21 protein-coding genes are annotated in these 17,425 nt (G+C 64.0%); 10 read left to right on the plus strand and 11 right to left on the minus strand.

Going from position 1 to position 17,425, the window contains the following annotated elements; genetic code table 11:
• Window positions 1–54 precede the first annotated feature (54 nt).
• Together E4P29_RS07520 and E4P29_RS25900 are read right to left on the minus strand one after the other, a co-directional pair.
• Window positions 55–1,164: a GGDEF domain-containing protein gene (locus E4P29_RS07520; RefSeq protein WP_167735410.1), complete on the minus strand. Its 1,110-nt coding sequence runs from the start codon at window positions 1,162–1,164 to the stop codon at window positions 55–57.
• 98 nt (window positions 1,165–1,262) lie between these two features.
• Window positions 1,263–1,481, minus strand: coding sequence for a hypothetical protein (locus E4P29_RS25900; RefSeq protein WP_027495561.1), 219 nt, complete (start codon window positions 1,479–1,481; stop codon window positions 1,263–1,265).
• Between the two features lie 772 nt (window positions 1,482–2,253).
• Here E4P29_RS25900 and E4P29_RS07525 point away from each other — a divergent pair.
• From E4P29_RS07525 to E4P29_RS07545, 5 genes are read left to right on the plus strand one after another with little or no spacing between them, the layout of a single operon-like run.
• Window positions 2,254–3,477, plus strand: coding sequence for an alkane 1-monooxygenase (locus E4P29_RS07525; RefSeq protein WP_135043314.1), 1,224 nt, complete (start codon window positions 2,254–2,256; stop codon window positions 3,475–3,477).
• The gene (locus E4P29_RS07530) at window positions 3,477–3,641 is read left to right on the plus strand and encodes a rubredoxin (protein ID WP_094621469.1); all 165 of its coding nucleotides are present in this window, start codon (window positions 3,477–3,479) and stop codon (window positions 3,639–3,641) included. Before E4P29_RS07525 ends, E4P29_RS07530 begins: the two co-directional genes overlap by 1 nt.
• Window positions 3,638–3,811, plus strand: coding sequence for a rubredoxin (locus E4P29_RS07535; RefSeq protein WP_027495558.1), 174 nt, complete (start codon window positions 3,638–3,640; stop codon window positions 3,809–3,811). Before E4P29_RS07530 ends, E4P29_RS07535 begins: the two co-directional genes overlap by 4 nt.
• Entirely contained in the window at window positions 3,808–5,022 is a 1,215-nt protein-coding gene (locus tag E4P29_RS07540; protein ID WP_135043316.1) for an FAD-dependent oxidoreductase, read from the plus strand. The genes E4P29_RS07535 and E4P29_RS07540 overlap by 4 nt, the downstream gene beginning before the upstream one ends.
• A gap of 10 nt (window positions 5,023–5,032) precedes the next feature.
• On the plus strand, window positions 5,033–5,665 hold the full coding sequence (locus E4P29_RS07545; RefSeq protein ID WP_094621689.1) for a TetR family transcriptional regulator: 633 nt from the start codon (window positions 5,033–5,035) through the stop codon (window positions 5,663–5,665).
• Between the two features lie 4 nt (window positions 5,666–5,669).
• Here the strand turns inward: E4P29_RS07545 and E4P29_RS07550 are convergent, their stop codons facing one another.
• The 5 genes from E4P29_RS07550 to E4P29_RS26525 all read right to left on the minus strand — a co-directional run bounded on the left by E4P29_RS07550 (window position 5,670) and on the right by E4P29_RS26525 (window position 10,779).
• Window positions 5,670–6,566 carry a dioxygenase gene (locus E4P29_RS07550; RefSeq protein WP_245154206.1) on the minus strand — a complete coding sequence of 299 codons (897 nt, stop codon included), beginning with the start codon at window positions 6,564–6,566 and terminating at the stop codon, window positions 5,670–5,672.
• An 8-nt stretch (window positions 6,567–6,574) separates the two neighbouring features.
• On the minus strand, window positions 6,575–7,651 hold the full coding sequence (locus tag E4P29_RS07555) for a maleylacetate reductase (protein ID WP_135043321.1): 1,077 nt from the start codon (window positions 7,649–7,651) through the stop codon (window positions 6,575–6,577).
• Window positions 7,648–9,435: an FAD-dependent monooxygenase gene (locus E4P29_RS07560; RefSeq protein ID WP_135043324.1), complete on the minus strand. Its 1,788-nt coding sequence runs from the start codon at window positions 9,433–9,435 to the stop codon at window positions 7,648–7,650. Before E4P29_RS07560 ends, E4P29_RS07555 begins: the two co-directional genes overlap by 4 nt.
• Window positions 9,436–9,565: 130 nt before the next feature.
• On the minus strand, window positions 9,566–10,525 hold the full coding sequence (locus E4P29_RS07565; RefSeq protein WP_167735411.1) for a helix-turn-helix domain-containing protein: 960 nt from the start codon (window positions 10,523–10,525) through the stop codon (window positions 9,566–9,568).
• Window positions 10,526–10,653: 128 nt separating this feature from the next.
• A complete protein-coding gene (locus E4P29_RS26525) occupies window positions 10,654–10,779 on the minus strand; it encodes a hypothetical protein (protein WP_280634530.1) in 126 nt (41 codons plus the stop codon).
• A 61-nt stretch (window positions 10,780–10,840) separates the two neighbouring features.
• Here E4P29_RS26525 and E4P29_RS07570 point away from each other — a divergent pair, with 61 nt between their 5' ends.
• Window positions 10,841–12,304: a PLP-dependent aminotransferase family protein gene (locus E4P29_RS07570; protein ID WP_135043329.1), complete on the plus strand. Its 1,464-nt coding sequence runs from the start codon at window positions 10,841–10,843 to the stop codon at window positions 12,302–12,304.
• A gap of 54 nt (window positions 12,305–12,358) precedes the next feature.
• Here E4P29_RS07570 and E4P29_RS07575 read toward each other — a convergent pair whose 3' ends face one another.
• The gene (locus E4P29_RS07575) at window positions 12,359–12,808 is read right to left on the minus strand and encodes a YdeI/OmpD-associated family protein (protein ID WP_135043332.1); all 450 of its coding nucleotides are present in this window, start codon (window positions 12,806–12,808) and stop codon (window positions 12,359–12,361) included.
• Window positions 12,809–12,913: 105 nt separating this feature from the next.
• Complete coding sequence (locus tag E4P29_RS07580) at window positions 12,914–13,381, minus strand: SRPBCC family protein (protein WP_135043334.1); 468 nt, start codon at window positions 13,379–13,381, stop codon at window positions 12,914–12,916.
• A 98-nt stretch (window positions 13,382–13,479) separates the two neighbouring features.
• Between E4P29_RS07580 and E4P29_RS07585 the strand changes: the two genes are divergently transcribed.
• Together E4P29_RS07585 and E4P29_RS07590 are read left to right on the plus strand one after the other, a co-directional pair.
• Window positions 13,480–14,088 carry an ATP-dependent Clp protease proteolytic subunit gene (locus tag E4P29_RS07585; RefSeq protein ID WP_135043337.1) on the plus strand — a complete coding sequence of 203 codons (609 nt, stop codon included), beginning with the start codon at window positions 13,480–13,482 and terminating at the stop codon, window positions 14,086–14,088.
• Window positions 14,085–14,714 carry an ATP-dependent Clp protease proteolytic subunit gene (locus E4P29_RS07590; protein WP_032383043.1) on the plus strand — a complete coding sequence of 210 codons (630 nt, stop codon included), beginning with the start codon at window positions 14,085–14,087 and terminating at the stop codon, window positions 14,712–14,714. Before E4P29_RS07585 ends, E4P29_RS07590 begins: the two co-directional genes overlap by 4 nt.
• On the opposite strand, the gene E4P29_RS07595 is transcribed toward E4P29_RS07590, so the two are convergent.
• Both E4P29_RS07595 and E4P29_RS07600 read right to left on the minus strand, forming a co-directional pair.
• Window positions 14,672–14,974 (minus strand): helix-turn-helix transcriptional regulator, encoded by a 303-nt coding sequence (locus E4P29_RS07595; RefSeq protein ID WP_245154207.1) that lies wholly within the window; start codon window positions 14,972–14,974, stop codon window positions 14,672–14,674. The two genes, E4P29_RS07590 and E4P29_RS07595, sit on opposite strands and share 43 nt — an antisense overlap.
• A gap of 66 nt (window positions 14,975–15,040) precedes the next feature.
• Window positions 15,041–15,715 carry a class I SAM-dependent methyltransferase gene (locus tag E4P29_RS07600; protein ID WP_209205326.1) on the minus strand — a complete coding sequence of 225 codons (675 nt, stop codon included), beginning with the start codon at window positions 15,713–15,715 and terminating at the stop codon, window positions 15,041–15,043.
• A 100-nt stretch (window positions 15,716–15,815) separates the two neighbouring features.
• On the opposite strand from E4P29_RS07600, the gene E4P29_RS07605 reads away from it, so the two are divergent.
• Window positions 15,816–16,487, plus strand: a complete 672-nt coding sequence (locus tag E4P29_RS07605; protein WP_135043340.1) for a TetR family transcriptional regulator — start codon at window positions 15,816–15,818, stop codon at window positions 16,485–16,487.
• Window positions 16,484–17,416, plus strand: a complete 933-nt coding sequence (locus E4P29_RS07610; RefSeq protein ID WP_135043343.1) for a TIGR01777 family oxidoreductase — start codon at window positions 16,484–16,486, stop codon at window positions 17,414–17,416. Before E4P29_RS07605 ends, E4P29_RS07610 begins: the two co-directional genes overlap by 4 nt.
• Window positions 17,417–17,425 lie beyond the last annotated feature (9 nt).

The following is a 17,425-nucleotide window of genomic DNA, read 5'->3' on the forward strand; positions in this document are numbered from 1 at the left end:
CCGCCGACGGCGTTGACCGGTTCCAGAAGTGGGATCGGTCGACGCCGTCGCTCGTCAGTGCGGCTCGCCGGCCGGACGCGGCGATCGGGGCTCGCCCTCCGACAGGGCGACGCGGTCGCCGCCGAGCCCCTTGGCTCGGTACATCGCCCGGTCCGCACGACCCAGCAAGTCTTCGACTTCGGTACCCGTCTCTCGCGCGTCGACAACAGCATGTGCGACGCCTATCGAGGCGGTCAGTGGGGAGCGATCGGTGGCGTTGCTCAGTCGGATTCGTAGTATTTCCGCACGAGCGGCGACCGAATCGCGGTCATCCACGGCAATGATTGCGAACTCTTCCCCGCCGAGCCGAACCGTGATGGCGGGTGTCGGAAACACGTCGAGGATGCGGGAAGCCGCCAGCCGGATCACGGCGTCCCCTTGCAGGTGACCGTATCGGTCGTTGACGGCCTTGAAGTTGTCGATGTCTATCACCACTGCCGTCACTCCGGTTCCTGATCCCGGCCGTAGCTGCAGGTTGCCGATCGCCGCGTCGAATCCCCGCCTGTTCTGCAACCCGGTGAGGGGGTCGTAGAACGCGCCGGTGGCATCGCGTCGCAGCATCATCATGAACGTGTGCACGATCAGTGGTGCCGAGAACATCACCAGTATCAAGATCACCAGGTAGGCCGTGGCCAGTAACCGCAGTTCGGGTTCGGCTACGAAGGCGAAACCGTACAGCACTGCGGTCGTGGTCAAGGCGAAGCCGTAGTGGGCAGTGAGCAGCTTGGGACCGTGAAAACCGACGACGTAGCTACCGATGACGGTGAACAGGGCGGCTGTCGGCAGAACAGTCGTCGGAACACCGATGGTGAGCACCACTGCGGCGAGAACGACGTCGGCGTAGAAGACGAACGCGATCGACATCCGCCAGCTCGGCCAGCCACCGATCCACCAGGCAATTCCGACCGGGACTGTCGTGGCTACGGTGACCCAGAGTGCAGCCGTACCCAGACTGCCCTCGGCGAGGCCTGGTACCACCAATCCGATCGCCGCGGCCGCGCCGAAGAGCCAGCACCAGATTCCGATGAGTATTTTGGTGATCTCGAGCGCCTGCTGCGAGCGCGCGAAGGCGACATTCCATCCGTAGTCGACTGGAAGGGCCCACCATTCGCGCAAACTGTTCACGTATCTCGAGCGGCTTTCCTCGTGTCCCGACTTGGATGAACCAGTGAACCACAGAAGAAACCGGCTGGTTCGCGAACAGCAGATGTCGCCGGTAGGTGCTAGCCGCGCATACCGTCCGCCAATTCGAGCACTCGTCCGGCGTAAGTGCCGACGAACGCGTCGAGTGCCTGCTGTGACAATTCGGGGCAACCCGCTCGGCGAAAGTAGTGTTCGAGATCGACCAACCGGTCCCCCATCCCGACGCGTTGACGGTCGAGCGCCTCGAGCTCGGCGACCAGCGCTTTGAGCTCCGCTACCTTGCGCAAAACGTCGTCCATCGCCGTCACCGTCCACTCGCTCGGATGTCATGAGTAGGAGCGGTGAAGCAAGGCTTCCCTCCTCGCTCCACCGACTCGAACTCTACTCCTGATCGAACAGGTGTGCGAACCATAACGGCACATTCGCCGGTTTGTACCATCCAACTTGTGCACAAACCCAAGAAGTGACCTACAGTCTGTGCCATGCTCCAGAAAAGGGGTCCGAACGGCGTTCGGCCGCCAGGCTCGACCAGCCCAATCCAGTTGGCACTCTTAGCAATACTCATTATCGCGGCGATCGCTCTCGTCGTACTCGCCATCGCCGAGGGCCGTTTCTAGTTTTTCACCATCGAGCGTGTGCGGCGATGCCCCGCGTTCACTCCTACCGCTTCGTCGCAGACGCTCGGCGGGCTGCGCCGACATTCTCACCGGCGCAGCCCTGTTCGGATCAGGATCCGAGGATTGCGCTCACTGCAGTGCTGCCGCTCTCGGCACTTCCGCTGCCGATGAGTCCGAGGATGACGTCGACGATGATCTTGGCGATGAATGCGTCCATAACTACTCCTGATGTGAAGTACCCCCGACGGGATACAGACGGACCTGCAAGTGCCGTGACCATTCGTGACCGATCACAACGAGTCGGAAGGTAGCAGGCCGTTTCGTCCAAACGGTGACGCTGTGACTGCCGCAACAATGCACGTGTCGATGTACAAATATCTTAATTTGTACACAGCGGATACAAATTGCGCGTATTGTCCACAGCACAGTGATCCGCCCTACACGAGGAGTGACGATGACGGCATCGAATGTCGACGATCAGGCACAGGTGCCCGTCGACGAGTGGCACGACCGCAAGCGATACCTCTGGCTCATGGGCTTGATCCCACCGACGGCGGTGTTTCTGGCAACCGGCCTGGTGTGGGCTTTCAACCAGCTCGGCTGGAACGCCGTGGCGCCGGTCTGGTGGTGGATCGGCGCGCTGCTCGTCTACGGGTTGCTTCCGATCCTCGACCGGTTCTTCGGACCGGACGGCGACAACCCACCCGACGAGGTGATGAAGGCGCTCGAGGAAGACAAGTACTACCGCTACTGCACGTACGCCTACATTCCGTTCCAGCTCGCCAGCCTGGTGTTCGCCTGCTACCTCTGGTCCACCGACAACCTCTCGTGGCTCGGCATCGACGGCGGCCTGGGGCTGCTCTCGAAGATCGGCCTGGCCATCAGCATCGGTGTCATGGGCGGCGTGGGCATCAACACCGCGCACGAGCTCGGTCACAAGAAGGATGACCTCGAGCGCTGGCTGTCGAAAATCACACTGGCACAGACGTTCTACGGCCACTTCTACATCGAACACAACCGCGGTCACCATGTACGTGTCGCTACTCCCGAGGATCCGGCGAGCTCGAAGTTCGGTGAGAGCTTCTGGGCCTTCCTCCCCCGCAGCGTGTGGGGAAGCCTGCGGTCGTCCTGGGAACTCGAGAAGACCCGCATGGAGCGACTGGGCAAGAGCACGTGGAGTATTCACAACGATGTGCTCAACGCGTGGCTGATGTCCGTCGTCCTCTACACCGTCCTTGCCGTAGCGTTCGGCCCGATCGTGCTGCCGTTCCTGGTAGTTCAGGCAATCTACGGCTTCTCGCTGCTCGAAACGGTCAACTACCTCGAGCACTACGGCCTGCAGCGCCAGAAGAAGGACAACGGCCGCTACGAGCGATGCACCCCCGAGCACAGCTGGAACTCCGATCACATCGTGACCAACATCTTCCTGTATCACCTTCAGCGACACAGTGATCACCATGCCAACCCCACTCGGCGCTACCAGACTCTGCGCAGCATGGACGGAGCACCCAACCTGCCGAGCGGTTACGCAAGCATGATCTCGCTGGCCTACTTCCCGCCCGTGTGGCGCAAGGTGATGGATCACCGCGTTCTCGATCACTACGACGGCGACATCACTCGCGTCAACATCGCGCCGTCCAAGCGGGAGAAGATCCTCGCCGCATACGGAGCGAAGTGATGGCTGCCTACGAGTGCCCGGTCTGCGAGTTCGTCTACGACGAGACCACGGGCGCACCACGCGAGGGCTTTCCGGCCGGAACTCCGTGGTCCGCGGTACCCGACGAGTGGCCGTGCCCCGACTGCGGCGTCCGAGAGAAAATCGACTTCAGGAGCAAGAAATGAAGCTATACCGCTGTGTGCAGTGCGGATTCGAGTACGACGAAGAGCTCGGCTGGCCTGAGGACGGCATCGAACCGGGCACGCGCTGGGACGATATTCCCGACGACTGGTCGTGCCCCGACTGCGGTGCGGCCAAGGCCGATTTCGAGATGGTCGAGGTCGAGCGCGGGTGACCGCTCGCCAACCCGGCAACGTCGTGATCGTCGGCACCGGGGCCGCCGGATACACCGCCGCCAAAGTGCTTCGCGCCGAGGGTTTCACCGGATCCATCACGATCGTCGGTAGCGAACCGGAGACCACGTACCGTCGACCGACTGTCTCCAAGGAACTGCTGCTGGGTACGAAATCGGTCGATCAGGTTCAGCTCGGTGCAGCCATCGACGGGGTCGACGTTCGCGCAGGCGTCACGGCTACCGCCGTCACCGATTCCGAGGTACACCTGGACGAGGGAGCTCCGGTCCCGTACGACGCCCTGCTGCTGGCAACGGGTTCTCGTGCACGGCAACTCGACCTACCGGGTGCCGAGCACGTGTTCACCCTTCGCACCGCAGCCGATGTCGCCCCGCTGCAGGCCGACATCGCCCGAACGAGATCACTGCTGGTGATCGGCGGCGGCCTGATCGGGTGCGAGGCGGCGGCAGCGGCACGATCGCTCGGCGCCGAGGTCACGGTGTTGGAGGCGGCATCGGCTCCGCTGAACCGGATCGCACCGGCCGCGATCTCGCAGATGTACCGAGACCTGCATTCCGACAACGGCGTCACGATGCACACCGACGTCGCCGTGACCGGCCTGGAGAAGCTGGCCGACGGCACCGTTCTCGCAACCTCCGAGGACGGTCGTTCATGGTCCGCCGGCACCGTGCTGATGTCCGTCGGCTCGGTCGCGAACACCGAGCTCGGGGCGGACCTGGGCCTCGAGACCGCGTCGGGAATCCTGGTGGACGCCGGCATGCGCACGTCGAGACCGAACGTCTACGCCGCGGGCGACGTCGCCGAAGTTCCCAACTCGGTACTCGGCGGGACGTATCGGAGTGAGCACTGGAACGGAGCCGTCGACCAAGCCACCCGGGCGGCGCGATCCATCCTCGGTCTCGACGTGGGTGCTCTCGATGTTCCGTGGGGATGGTCCATGCAGCACGGCGTCAACCTGCAATTCGCGGGGTGGACCGATGCACGCGACGAGTATTTCGTGGTTCGCGGCTCCATCGAAAGCCGTCGGTTCACGGCCTGCGCGGTGCGCGACGACAGGCTCGTCGGTGCGATCGGGGTAGGTCATCCCAAGGACATCCGGCAGGTCCGCACCCTCATCGCGAGCGCGGACCCCGTCGATCGGAACAGTCTCGAAGAAGGTTGGCTGGACAGGCCACATGCGGTCGTTCGATAGAGTCGTGTTCATGCCCGCCGCCGAACAGACGTCGACCCCCGGTCGATACCGTGAAGCCGCGTCCACTCTGGCGCGCGATGTGGCGCTCGATGCGCTGCGCGAATTGTTGCACGAGCGCAACTGGCGCAACGTCACGATGAGCCACATCGCCAAGGCCGCGGGGCTGAGCAGGCAGAGCCTGTACAACGAGTTCGGTTCGCGGCGCGGTGTCGCCCAGGGGTACGCCATCAGATTGACGGACGCGTTCGTCGCAATGTGCGAAACGGCGCTCTACCAACACGAGAACGATGCGTCGGCCGCTCTGAGACAGGGCTTTTCGTCGTTCTTCGAGCTGAGCGGTCTGGATCCACTCGTCCGGTCCCTGCACAGCGGCGACGCACCGGAGGATCTTCTGCGCCTGATCACCACCGACAGCGAGGTGCTGATCGACCGTGCGGGCGAGCGTCTGGCGGAGACGTTCCAGCGTGGATGGGTGGGCGCAAGTCCACGACAAGCCGACGTCATCAGCAAGTCCATCGTGCGCCTGGCCCTGAGCTACATTCCCGAGCCCCCCGACGACGCCGCCTCTGCCGCAGACGATCTCGCCCTGCTGCTGTCCCCGTTCATCGACTCCATCGCCGGTGGCGCTCCAGCCGAGTCCTGACCCGTCACGATCTGTCGGCAGGAACGAGCACGATGTCGAAATCGGCCCGCGCCCATGTCGTGTCGCCCACGTCTCGACCGTCCGGTGTCGGGGTGCCCGCCGGCTGCTCCACGAAGTCCTTGATCAACGAATCCTTGACCCCGAACACCGTGTCGCTGTTCAGCAGTTCGTCACCGCGAACGAAGATGTGCGTCACCAGAGTTCGCATCCCCGGTGCCGTGACCATGAAGTGCAGGTGCGATGCCCGCATCGGCGAGCGGCCGGTTGCAGCGAGCATTCGCCCGACCGGCCCGTCGTGCGGAATGGGGTACGGAGTCGGAGTCAGCGCCCAGAATCGATAGCGCCCATCGTCGTCGCTGTAGAGATGCGCTCGACCGCCGACGCGGGCATCGTCGTACTGAACGTCGTAGAAGCCGTCCTCGTCGGCCTCCCACACCTCGAGCCGGGCACCGGGAATCGCGTTCCCATCGGTGTCCCGCACGGTTCCTTCTACCCAGCACGGTTGTCCTGCAGCACCTCCCGATGCATCACCACCGTTCTCGATGCGCGGTGCGTCGTCGACGAAGAAGGGGCCGAACACCGTTGCTTCGGTCGCACCTTCGTGGGCCGGATTGTTGACGTTGATGGTCTGCATCGACGCACCGAGTACATCGGACAGCAGAATGAATTCCTGACGTCGATCGTCGGTGATGCGCCCGACCTCGGTCAGGAACGCAACGGCGGTGTTCCACTCGTCTTCGGTCAGGCGCACGTCCCGAATGAACCCGTGCAGGTGCCGCACCAGAGACGTCATCACCTGCTTCAGGCGTGGGTCGGTGCAGTCACCGAACGAGCCGATGACGGTGTCCACCAGTCGTTCTTCGACGGCGGTTTGGGCTTCGGAAAAGGTCACGTCGGTCATACTCTCGCTCACTGGTCGCCCTCGCTCGGTCGGTCGCCTGCCCATGCCGCTCGAAGAATTGTGGTAACCGCCTCGCGGGTGACGGGGCGGGGGTTTCCGTACGATCGGCTCGTCGCTTCTTCTGCGATCCGGTCGATGTCGCTCTCCTGCATGCCCAGTTCGGCCAAGGAGCGGGGTGCGCCCAGGGCTCTGCACAGGTCCCACAGCCGTCGGGCCGGGTCGGCGGTGCCCGGTAGCGCCCGGGACAGAGCTGCCACCGCCGCCGGCGCGTGTGACTGGTTGAAGGCCAGCACATGCGGGAGCACCACCGTATGGGTCGGGGCGTGCGGGAGATTCAGTGTTCCGCCCAGTGCATGACACAGCTTGTGATGCAACGACATCGTCGTGCTGCCGAGCGTCGCGCCGCACAGCCAGGCACCGTACAGGGCGTCACTGCGCCCCTGTGGGTCGGACGGATCGGCGACGATCGCCGGGAGCGCCGACGCGAGTGCTCGCACCCCGTCCTCCGCCATCAGCGCGATGATCGGACTGATGTCGGGTGCGTACAGCGCTTCCACCGCGTGGGCGACGGCGTTGATGCCACTGGTCACCGACAACCCGACCGGAAGACCGGTGGTCAGGTCGGGGTCGTAGAGGACGCTGCGAGGCAATACCGCTGTGTCGCGACCGGTTTCCTTGAGTCCGTCGGTCGTCATGCCCCACACCGGTGTCATCTCCGACCCCGCGTAGGTGGTGGGCACGGCCACGATGGGCAAGCGGTGTTCCAGTGCGATGGCTTTACCGAGCCCGATCGCCGATCCACCGCCGACTGTCACGCAGCCGTCGGCCCCCAGGGACACGGCCTCTGCGCTGGCTCGGGCGGCCAGGTCGGCCGGGACGTGCATCACGGCATCCGAACGTATTCCTACACAACGATCCCCGAGGATGGATGCCACCCGGTCTGCGACGCTCTGCTGGCTCGGAGAGCACAGCACCAACACCCGGCGGACTCCGAGGTGATCGAGTTCGTCGGCCACGCGCTCCAGAGAACCGGAGCCGAATCGCACTCGCATCGGGTTGGCTTCGTAGGCGAAGTCGCCGGTCATCGCGACAGCACCGAGGTCAGAGCCTTCCGAAGTGCACCTTCGGGGTCGTCGACGAGTTCTTCTGCACGCCAACAGATGTGCTTGTCGGGACGCACGAGGAGCGCGCCGCTCTCGGACACCTCGCGAAGCCGAGCCCAGTCGAAGTACAGATCGGTCACCTCGCGGCCCGGTCCGATGACAACGGTCTCGAGCGGCACACCGAGTTCCTGGGCGATCGCGTCCGCGGCTGCCTCCCACGCCGATCCGGCAACTCCGGTGACGAGCGTGAAGCGCGTGTAGGGCGCAAGGTCGAGCATTGCTCGCTTGTTCAGATGGTCGCCCACCCACGCGTGGGGTAGGTGAGATCCGGGCAGGGTGGACACCTGGTAGTACAGGTCGCGGTCTCGTGCCGGTGCGGGCAGCACCCCCTCCGACATGATGGCCGACGATGTGTAGAACTGCCCCAATTCCACTCCGTGCGCATTGAATTCGTAGTTCTTGGTATCCATCGCGGCGGCAAGTGCCGCTCGCTTGGCAGCGCCGGCAGGCGTATCGGCTTTCCGCTCTTCGATTCGTTCGATCATCTCGGCCTCGGTCTTCGCGTCGGTGACACCCAGAGCGTCGAACAGGCCCGCGAATTCACGACTGGAACGATTGGCCCGCTCGACGATCCGTTTCGCTACCGGGGCCCGCTCGGAGCTGTAGGTATCGAGCAAGGATTCACCGGCCCGGCCCTTCAGTACCGCGGCGAGCTTCCACGCCAAGTTGTAGGAGTCCTGGATCGATGTGTTGGACCCCAGACCGTTGCTCGGCGGATGTCGGTGGATCGCGTCACCGGCACAGAACACCCGCCCCTTCTGCAGATGTGTGGCGTGGGCTTCGTTGTTGCCCCACAACGAGGTTCCCGTGATCTCGACGTCCAGCTCCGGCATGCCCAGCAGGTTCCGGACGATCGCGATGGCGGCGTCCTCGTCCACCACCGGCGGCGGCACCGAGATGTCGAATCCCCAGACGACGAGCCACTCGTTCCAGGGCCGAACCATCCGCACCAGGCCGGCACCGATACCGCCCACGTTCGATCCGGGCTGAATCACCCAGTACAGCACGGACGGTCGATGCCCGACGTACTCGGCGATGTCCGCCTTGAAGGTGATGTTCATCGACCCGGCGATGTCCATCGCGCCCTCGAACGGCAGGTCGATGTCGGCTGCGACCTTCGAGCGAGCTCCGTCCGCGCCGATGAGGTACTTGGCTCGGATCGTGTACCGATTGCCGGTCAGCCGATCCATCACGGACACACTCACTCCCGAGTCGTCCTGCACATGGGAGAGGTATTCGGTCGAGAACTGGGTTTGCGTTCCTCGCATCGTCGCGTTCTTCACGAGGATCGGCTCGAGGTAAGTCTGCGGGATGTCGACGGTCAGGCACGGAGATGCGAGCTGGTAGTCCGCCTCACGGTCGGCACCCGTTCCCCACGTATGGATTCGGCCGATCTCCTCGCCCGCGATGGACGTGCAGAACACCGTGTCGCCGACGAGTTCGTGCGGGGTCGCGTCGGCGAGCACCTGCTCGACGATACCCACGTCACGAAAGATCTCCATCGTCCGTTGGTTCGTGATGTGCGCGCGTGGAGTATTTGCCGTCCAGCGGTACTTGGTGATCATGATGTTGGGGATGCCGAGAGTGGACAGCAGCAGGGCCGCGGACCCGCCCGCCGGACCCGATCCGACGATGAGCACGTCGGTCTCCACCACCGAGGAATCGGGCAGTGCAGTCGCCTTCTGACCGTCGTCGAACACCGGCATCGGATCACCCTTCGTCGTGCCCGACTCTGGTCTCGGGCCCTACGACCGAGTGTCCTGCATCACGTATCGGGATTACTCGAAAGCCGGCGAGGTCGGCGCAAATGGACAGACATGGCCGATTTCGTCGGTGTCACACAGCTGCCCTGGTGATCACGGCGTCGCGTCGGACATCGGATGCGCGACGGCCGAATCTGGCGACGAACGACCGTGAAAAGTATGTGGCGGACGAAAATCCGCACGACAGAGCGATGTCGGCGACGGTCATCGCTGCGTCGAACGGGCCGGTGAGCTGGGCATGGGCACGCTCGAGCCGACGTTCGAGGATGTACTTGGGCACGCTGGTGCCGTCGTCGGCGAACACCCGCGACAGGTGCCGGGCACTGATTCCCACCGCACGGGCCACCTGCGCCGCGGACAGCGACGCGTCGGACAGTCGTTGTTCGATGAACGAGCGCGCTGCCGCTCGATGGGCAGAGTTCAGATTTGCACGGGCACCGGTGGTCAGCACCGAGACGAGTTCAAGGATCGCTCGCTCGTCCGGCGGTGTCGGGTCACGTCGACTGGTGGCCCGCCCTACCTGTCGAGCGAGCGCCGCGGCGTGCACGTTCCCGCTCGGCGAGAAGTCGAACACCGTCGGTTCCGAGGGCACCGCTGCCCCCGTTATTTCCCCGAACACCGACCGCGGCAGCTTCACCACCAGCTCTTCGAGCCCGTGCGAGAAGCCGCGCATGAACGCTCGGTCTGCGTCGAACACCAACCCCTGACCAGGGCCGACGGAGCGAATGCCGTCCGCGGAGTAGAAGAACGCATCGCCGACGAGGCTGAAGTACATCATCACCGAATCCGACGGCTGCTGTCTGATCAGCTCGGCGTCGCGCTCGACCACGTGCGAGGTTCCGATCACCCGAGCCAGGTCGACCGAGTCGAGTCGGAGATTGGTACCCGTAGCCTCGAGTTCCTCCACCTCCAGCATGCGGCATCGCAGCCCGATGAGTAGGTCCGCGTTGTGCCCCTCCCAGCGCTCGACACGCTCGTCGAGCGGGAGATCGAGCGGGAGATCGAGAGTGGAGAACTCGACGGGAACGGGCATGGGCTCGATTGTCCTCTGCGTACGCCGGTTGCGTCGGCGATTTGCGGTCGAGGGTGGTGCGCTCAGTGTCCACAATTCGACCGCTGAGGCGGAATCCCGTCGTCGGAGACGAATAGTGGGCGGTGAGCTCAGTCGACGTCGATACGGCTGCGCGGCGGACCAGCGGGGGCGCTTCTCCCGCCGTCGCGCAGTGCGGCCACAGTCCATCCCGCGCCGACCAACGACAAGGCCAATACAGCTCCAATTGCGATCATGCGACAACAATGGACTGGTTTTCCCGTTAATAGTTCAGTCCAGTGTGCGACAGTGGACTGCATGGACTCGTTCGACGCCACCGCGATCTCGGCCCCGGAGTTGGCAGCACGTATCGGCCCGTCGACGCTGCGCAACAGATCCGGTGGTCCGCTCTATCTCGAGATCGCCGACGAGTTGCGGCGGTTGATCGAGAACGGCGAGGTGTCGGCTCAGACGCGGCTACCCGCCGAGCGGGCGCTCTCGATCAGTCTGGACGTCAGTCGGGTCACGGTGGCGTCGGCCTATCGGCACCTTCGTGAGGGTGGCTGGATCAGCGCCCAACGGGGCTCGGGCACATACGTCTCCCCGACGGGGTCGATGCCGGCCTGGAGTTCCCTTGCCGGCGACCGTGACAGTGCAACAGTGGAATTGGTCAACGCGTCACCGTCGGCTTCTCCGCTGTTGGCCGATGCGTACAGAACCGCGGCCGAAAGGATTCAGGGCCGATTCGCGTCCGGCGGCTATGCCCCACTCGGGCTGTTGGAGCTCCGTGAATCGATCGCCGCCTACTACCGGGGGCGCGGAGTGTCGACCACCGCCGAGAACATCCTCGTCACCTCCGGTGCCACCGACGCCATCCATGCGGTGTTGGCGACATTCACCGAGCCGGGTGCCCGCGTGCTGGTCGAGCACCCGACGTATCCGGGTGTCGTCGAACTCGTCCATTCACTCGGGGGCCGATGCATCCCGGTGCCCATCGACCCGGACGAGACCGAGGCGTTCGTGCCGGCAGCAGACCGGGCCGCACGTCAGAGCGCACCGACCCTGGCCTATTTCATGCCCGACTTCTCCAATCCATCGGGAGCTCGACTACCCCTCGGCACCCGCCGACAGCTGTCCGCAACGATGCACCGCCACGCAGTACTGACCATCGTCGACGAGGTAGCAGCGGACCTGTCCCTCGACGGGACGCCCGACATCGAACCCTTCGGGGCGGCAACGCCGGATAGTGCGACGGTGACGATCGGGTCGACGAGCAAGACGGTGTGGGGTGGGCTGCGAGTCGGGTGGGTTCGCGCCGAGGCAGGGCTGCTGGCAAGGATCGCCGCCACCTATGCGCGACGCCAACTGTCGACGTCCATTCTCGATCAACTCGCTGCGGTCGAGTTGATGGGCAAGTACGACGAGGTACGCCGAGTGCGCGCCGACATATCGAGAGTCGCACGTGATCACACCGTTGCTCTGATGCGGGATCGATTGCCTGATTGGCACTTTCGCGTTCCGGACGGCGGGCTGGCGTTGTGGTGTTCCCTGCCCGACGGTCTTCGATCCAGTGTCCTTGTCGCCGAAGCTCAGTCGCACGGCGTGCTGCTGGCACCCGGACTGCGTTTCGGCACGGGATATGCCTTCGACGACCGTCAACGCATTCCTTTCACTCGTTCACTTCCCGACATCACCTCGGCTGTCGATATCCTCACTCGCCTGTCTGCGGCGGACAGGTCGACGGAGGTCGTCGCATCGAACAGGCCCGCGACCGTGGTGTGAGCGCGCACTGCCACCGTCGACGCTGGCACCCGCGCCCCCATGCCGGGTAGTACGTCAGGCGCGTAGTGCCTCGACGATCGACGCGATGCGACGGTCACGGGTGTCGGCGCGTTTGGCGTCGGCGACCGATCGTGCGTGTTCTTTTCTCTTCGATGGAGACAGTGCGTCGAATGCTGCGCGTACCGCGGGCTCGGCGTCGAGTGCAGTGGCGAGCTCGGGCGGTAGTTCGACGGTGCGCGGTTCGGCATCGAGTTCGATGGTCACGTCGACGGTGTCACCGGCCTCGACGCCCAGCGTGGTGCGCACACTCTTGTTCAGGCCCAGCAAGTTCTCCCCGCCCATGCGCCCGATGCGTCCTGCCACCGTCTGTCCACCGATCGTGAACCGCACCGGCGGCGTTTTGGTGCTACCGAGTGACGCGACCTGGGAGTCGGTCAGCACGATCGCAGCCGCTGGGCCGCGAGGCTCGAGAACTGTGGTCAGCTGAAGAACCGTCGACGTCATCGGCACAGAATAGGCGCGACTGCAGGGCTCAGTGTCCACAATTCGCGTCGACAGGCGGATTCCCGCTCGCCGACGCGAATAGTGGACAGCCAGCACACCTGCCTATCAGGACTCCGACTCGATGATGCGCTTGATGGCCGCCAGGGTGCGCGGAATGCCGTCCAGTGCCGCCTTGCTGCGAATGTCGATCTGCTCCTGCGCGGAGTCTCCGAATTTCCGTTGGAAGTGCGCGATGCCGTCGGGCAGGAAGTTCCAGTTCTCGGTCAGCCGGGTGCCGACGTCCACCGGTTCGAGTGTGTATCCCCAGCGCACGAAGTTATCGCTGACGAACCACGCGAATTCGCGTCCGGGTTCGGCCACTGCGACGGTCGAGATCGTTTCCCAGGTACGGTCGGGAGTGACGTTGCGTCCGGTGAACGTCGATCCCACACCGCCCCCGTCGGGTTCGTTCCACCGGCATTCCTGGCAGATCGGGCTCCATTCACCTGTCCGAGTGACGTCGGATACGACGGCATACACGTCCTCCGGCGATGCGGCGACGACGACGGAATCGGAGAATTCGAGTGTGGTCATGCCTCCATTGTCCCTCGAGTACCGCGAAGCTCTGAGCAGCGTCGCTGCCGACAGCAGAATCGTTGGCACGCAGTAACATTCACGTTCACACTCGAATCATGAGCGAGACACCCCGAATGTTCCCACCCGAACTCCGCGACCGACTCCTGCGTCATCGAATCCTCGTGCTCGACGGCCCCCTCGACGACGACAACGGCACCGTCCTCACCACCCACCTGTTGACGATGGCCGCCGAGAATCCATCGGCCGATATCGCCCTGTGGATTCACTCCCCTGGCGGGTCGGTTCCTGCCATGCTCGCGATCCGCGATGTGATGCACCTGATTCCCTGCGACGTCTCGACGCTGGCACTCGGATTGGCCTGCAGCGCCGGCCAATTCCTGCTGTCGTCGGGAACACACGGAAAGCGCTACGCGCTAGCGCATTCGCGGATTCTGATGCACCAGGGCTCGTCCGGCATCGGTGGTTCTGCGGTCGAAGTGGAGGTGCAGGCCAACGATCTTCGACATACCCGCGATACGGTGCTCGGCCTCATCGCCGACGACACCGGACAGACACGAGAACAAATATTCGACGACTCCTTGCACGATCGTTGGTTCACCGCCGACGCCGCGCGTGACTACGGGTTCGTCGACGCCATCGTCAGCTCCTTCGATCAGGTCATGCCGGCACGTCGGGTGTCGTTCGGGATGGAGATGGCACGATGAGCACGTACACGATTCCCAATGTCGTTACTCGTGATTCGCGCGGCGAACGCGTGGTCGACGTCTATTCACATCTGCTCAGCGAACGCATCGTGTACCTCGGTACTGCACTGGATGCCGGTGTTGCGAATGCGATGATCGCGCAGCTGTTGCATCTGGAGGCCGACTCCCCCGATCAGGAAATCTCCATGTACATCAACTGCGAGGGCGGCGATACTGCGGCCATGTTGGCGATCTACGACACGATGCAGTTCATCGGATCCCCGGTTGCCACAACATGTGTGGGGCAGGCGGTGGCGGCCGGAGCAGTGCTGCTCGCCGCAGGTGCACCGGGTCGGCGTTCGGCGTTGACGCACAGCCGGGTGGTGTTGCATCAGCCTGCGGGGCAGGGGCGAGGCACCATTCCAGATCTCATTCTCGCTGCCGACGAGATCGTCAGGGTGCGCGCCGAGATGGAGATGATCCTGGCAAAACACACTGGACGGGATGCGGCGAAAATTCGTCACGATACCGACCGTGACCTGGTGTTGACGGCTCCGTCGGCGCTGCAGTACGGCCTGGTCGACCAAGTCCTCGAAGGACGACGTCAGGCAGCCATCAACGTCGCACTGCCGCGGGACAGGTCGTGATGCGCCAGGCCTGAAATTTCGGCCATCGAGGTGCCGAGTGCCCCGACGACGGCCGCAAGGATCTCACTCGACGGGTCCTTGCGGCCGCGTTCGAGCTCCGAAAGATACTGCGGCGCAATGCCTGCGCGCGCCGCCGTGTCGGCGAGAGTGTCGCCGCGGGAGTGTCTGCGCTCGCGCAGCCGGCGGCCGACCACCTCACGCCACAGCGGTTCCACTGCGCGTGCTGCTCGGCGCTCATCGATTCGTATGACCTCGCCCATGATCGGAGCCTAAGCCCCGATTCCAGCAGGGGTCGGCGATTCTGCTCAGAGCAGAGAATCTTCTGGTCACCCAGGCTTCGTCCATTCGATGGTGTGCCTGAATCCGACGCGATGTCGCATCGTTGCCCCGGGCAGTATCGCGTCGACCGACCGCTTCACTTCGTCGAAACTGAGCACCGGGTCCTTGACCGGGAAAGGTGCCGGCTGCTTTCCCGCTGGACTCGGCCAGGGATGGCCGACGAATCCGATCAGCGGGTTGGTCACGATGGATACGGCGTCCCACAGCAGGTCCCGAGGACTTCGTGGCGCAGCCATACCCACGACCGACAGTCGGCCGTTGGGTGCAAGAACACGCTCGACCTGTCCAAGGGCGTCATCGATGTCGAGGTGGTGGAGAACGGCGATCATCGTGATCAGATCGACGGATTGGTCCGCCCACGAGTCGAGTTGGCGTTGGGTGACGGTCACGTTGGTGACATCGGTGCACGCGAGACCTGTGCGGCGGCGCATGTCCGAGTCGATGTCGACTCCGGTGACGTGATCGAAATACGGTGCGAGTGAACGCACGAGACCGCCTCGGCCACAACCCACATCGATTGCCTCGCGTCGACGGCTCGGCAAGTTGGCGAGAATCCAACTGTGGAAGTAGTCGTTGTGGCTCCACGGATGCCGCGCGTTCAGCGCTTGTACCCACTGAGCCCCCTTGCCTCCGATCAGCGAGGTTCCCATTCGTCTGAGCATGCGTCGAGTATTCAGGTCAGTGCCCGGCCATTGCGCTTGAACATGTTCAAAAATGGGTCTACCGTCCTTTTTGAACACGTTCAGAAAACGAGGTGATCGCATGGCCCGCACATCCGAGACGCGCGACAAGCTGGTCGACGTCGCTCTTCGGCTGTTTCGTGAAGAGGGGTTTCAGGCCACCACCATGCGGCGGATCGCCGACGAGGCCGGCGTGTCGCTCGGCAATGCGTACTACTACTTCGCCGGCAAGGACGAACTGGTCAACGAGCTGTACGTGGTGATCCAGCGAGATCACCGCGAACGTGCGGAGCAGGTCATCACCCAGGGCGGGTCGCTGTCGGAGAACCTGGCCGCAGTTCTGCATTCCGGCCTGGACGTCCTGACGCCGTATCACGCGTTCGGTGGCGCGTTCCTACAGCTGGCGCTGCCGACGAGGTCCAGTTCCAGTCCGTTCTCCGAGGAATCGTCCGACGCGAGAGCCATGGCCATCGATCTGATGCGCACGACGTTGGATGCATCGAAGCAGAAGGTACCCGCTTCACTGAACGATGCACTCCCGCTTCTGCTCTGGATGATCTACATGGGCGTCACGCTGCATTGGGTCACCGATTCGTCCGACAACCAGGCTCGCACCCGCACTCTGGTCGACGGGCTCGTGCCGGTCGTATCCAAGGCTGTTCGTCTCGCCCGACTCCCGGTAGCGCGCGGCCTGGTGGCCGATGTCGCCGGTCTCCTGAAACGAATGACCTCTCCAGAAGGGTTGAGTCGATGACCGATTCACCATCCACCGTCGTCCTGTGCGGTGCCTCCGGCTACATCGGCGGGTATCTGCGCAGCTACTACGAGGACCGCGGAATCAGCGTCAGGACGGTCGGACGCGGATCGTCCAGCGATGCAACGTGGTCGGACCATCACGGCCTCGTCGAGGTCCTGAACGGGTCCGATCTGGCGGTCAATCTTGCCGGCCGCTCGGTGAGCTGTCGCTACAACAAGGCCAACGCCGACGCGATCATGTCGTCGCGAATTCAGACGACAGCCCAGCTCGGGCGCGCCTTGGCACAAGTACAGAATCCACCCACGCTGTGGGTCAACGCGAGCACCGGAACCATCTATCGCGATGCACGCGACAGGTCGATGAGCGAACGGGACGGCGAACTGGGATCGGGTTTCTCGGTCGAGGTGGCCAGATCGTGGGAGCGCGAACTGTTCGACGCCGACGTGTCGATTCGCAGAGTGGCACTGCGGTTGTCGATCGTGTTGGGCGCGGGCGGTGGGGCGATCAATCCGATCATCGATCTGGCTCGCGTGGGATTGGGTGGCCACATGGGCGATGGTGGCCAGGTGTTCAGCTGGGTTCACGTCGATGATGTCGCTCGGACTCTCGACCATCTGTACGCCACCCCGGAGATCGTCGGACCTGTCAACGTCGCGACACCGTTCCCGGTGACCAACGAGGTTCTGATGCACCAGGTTCGGTCTGCTCTCGGTCGCGATCACGGAGTGGCGACGCCGGCATGGCTGCTGAAGCTGGGCGCACGGGTGATCCGTACCGAACCCGAGCTGGTCCTCAAGAGTCGGTGGGTCGAGCCGCAGGTGCTGACCGACACCGGGTTCGACTTCCGATACCCGACGCTGAAGGGTGCGTTGGCCGACATCGCATCTCGGACGCGACCCGGCCTGCTCCCCGTCGCCCTCGGCTGACGGGGAGCT

This window comes from Rhodococcus sp. 1R11, from assembly GCF_004563845.1.
Taxonomy (GTDB): Bacteria; Actinomycetota; Actinomycetes; order Mycobacteriales; family Mycobacteriaceae; genus Rhodococcoides.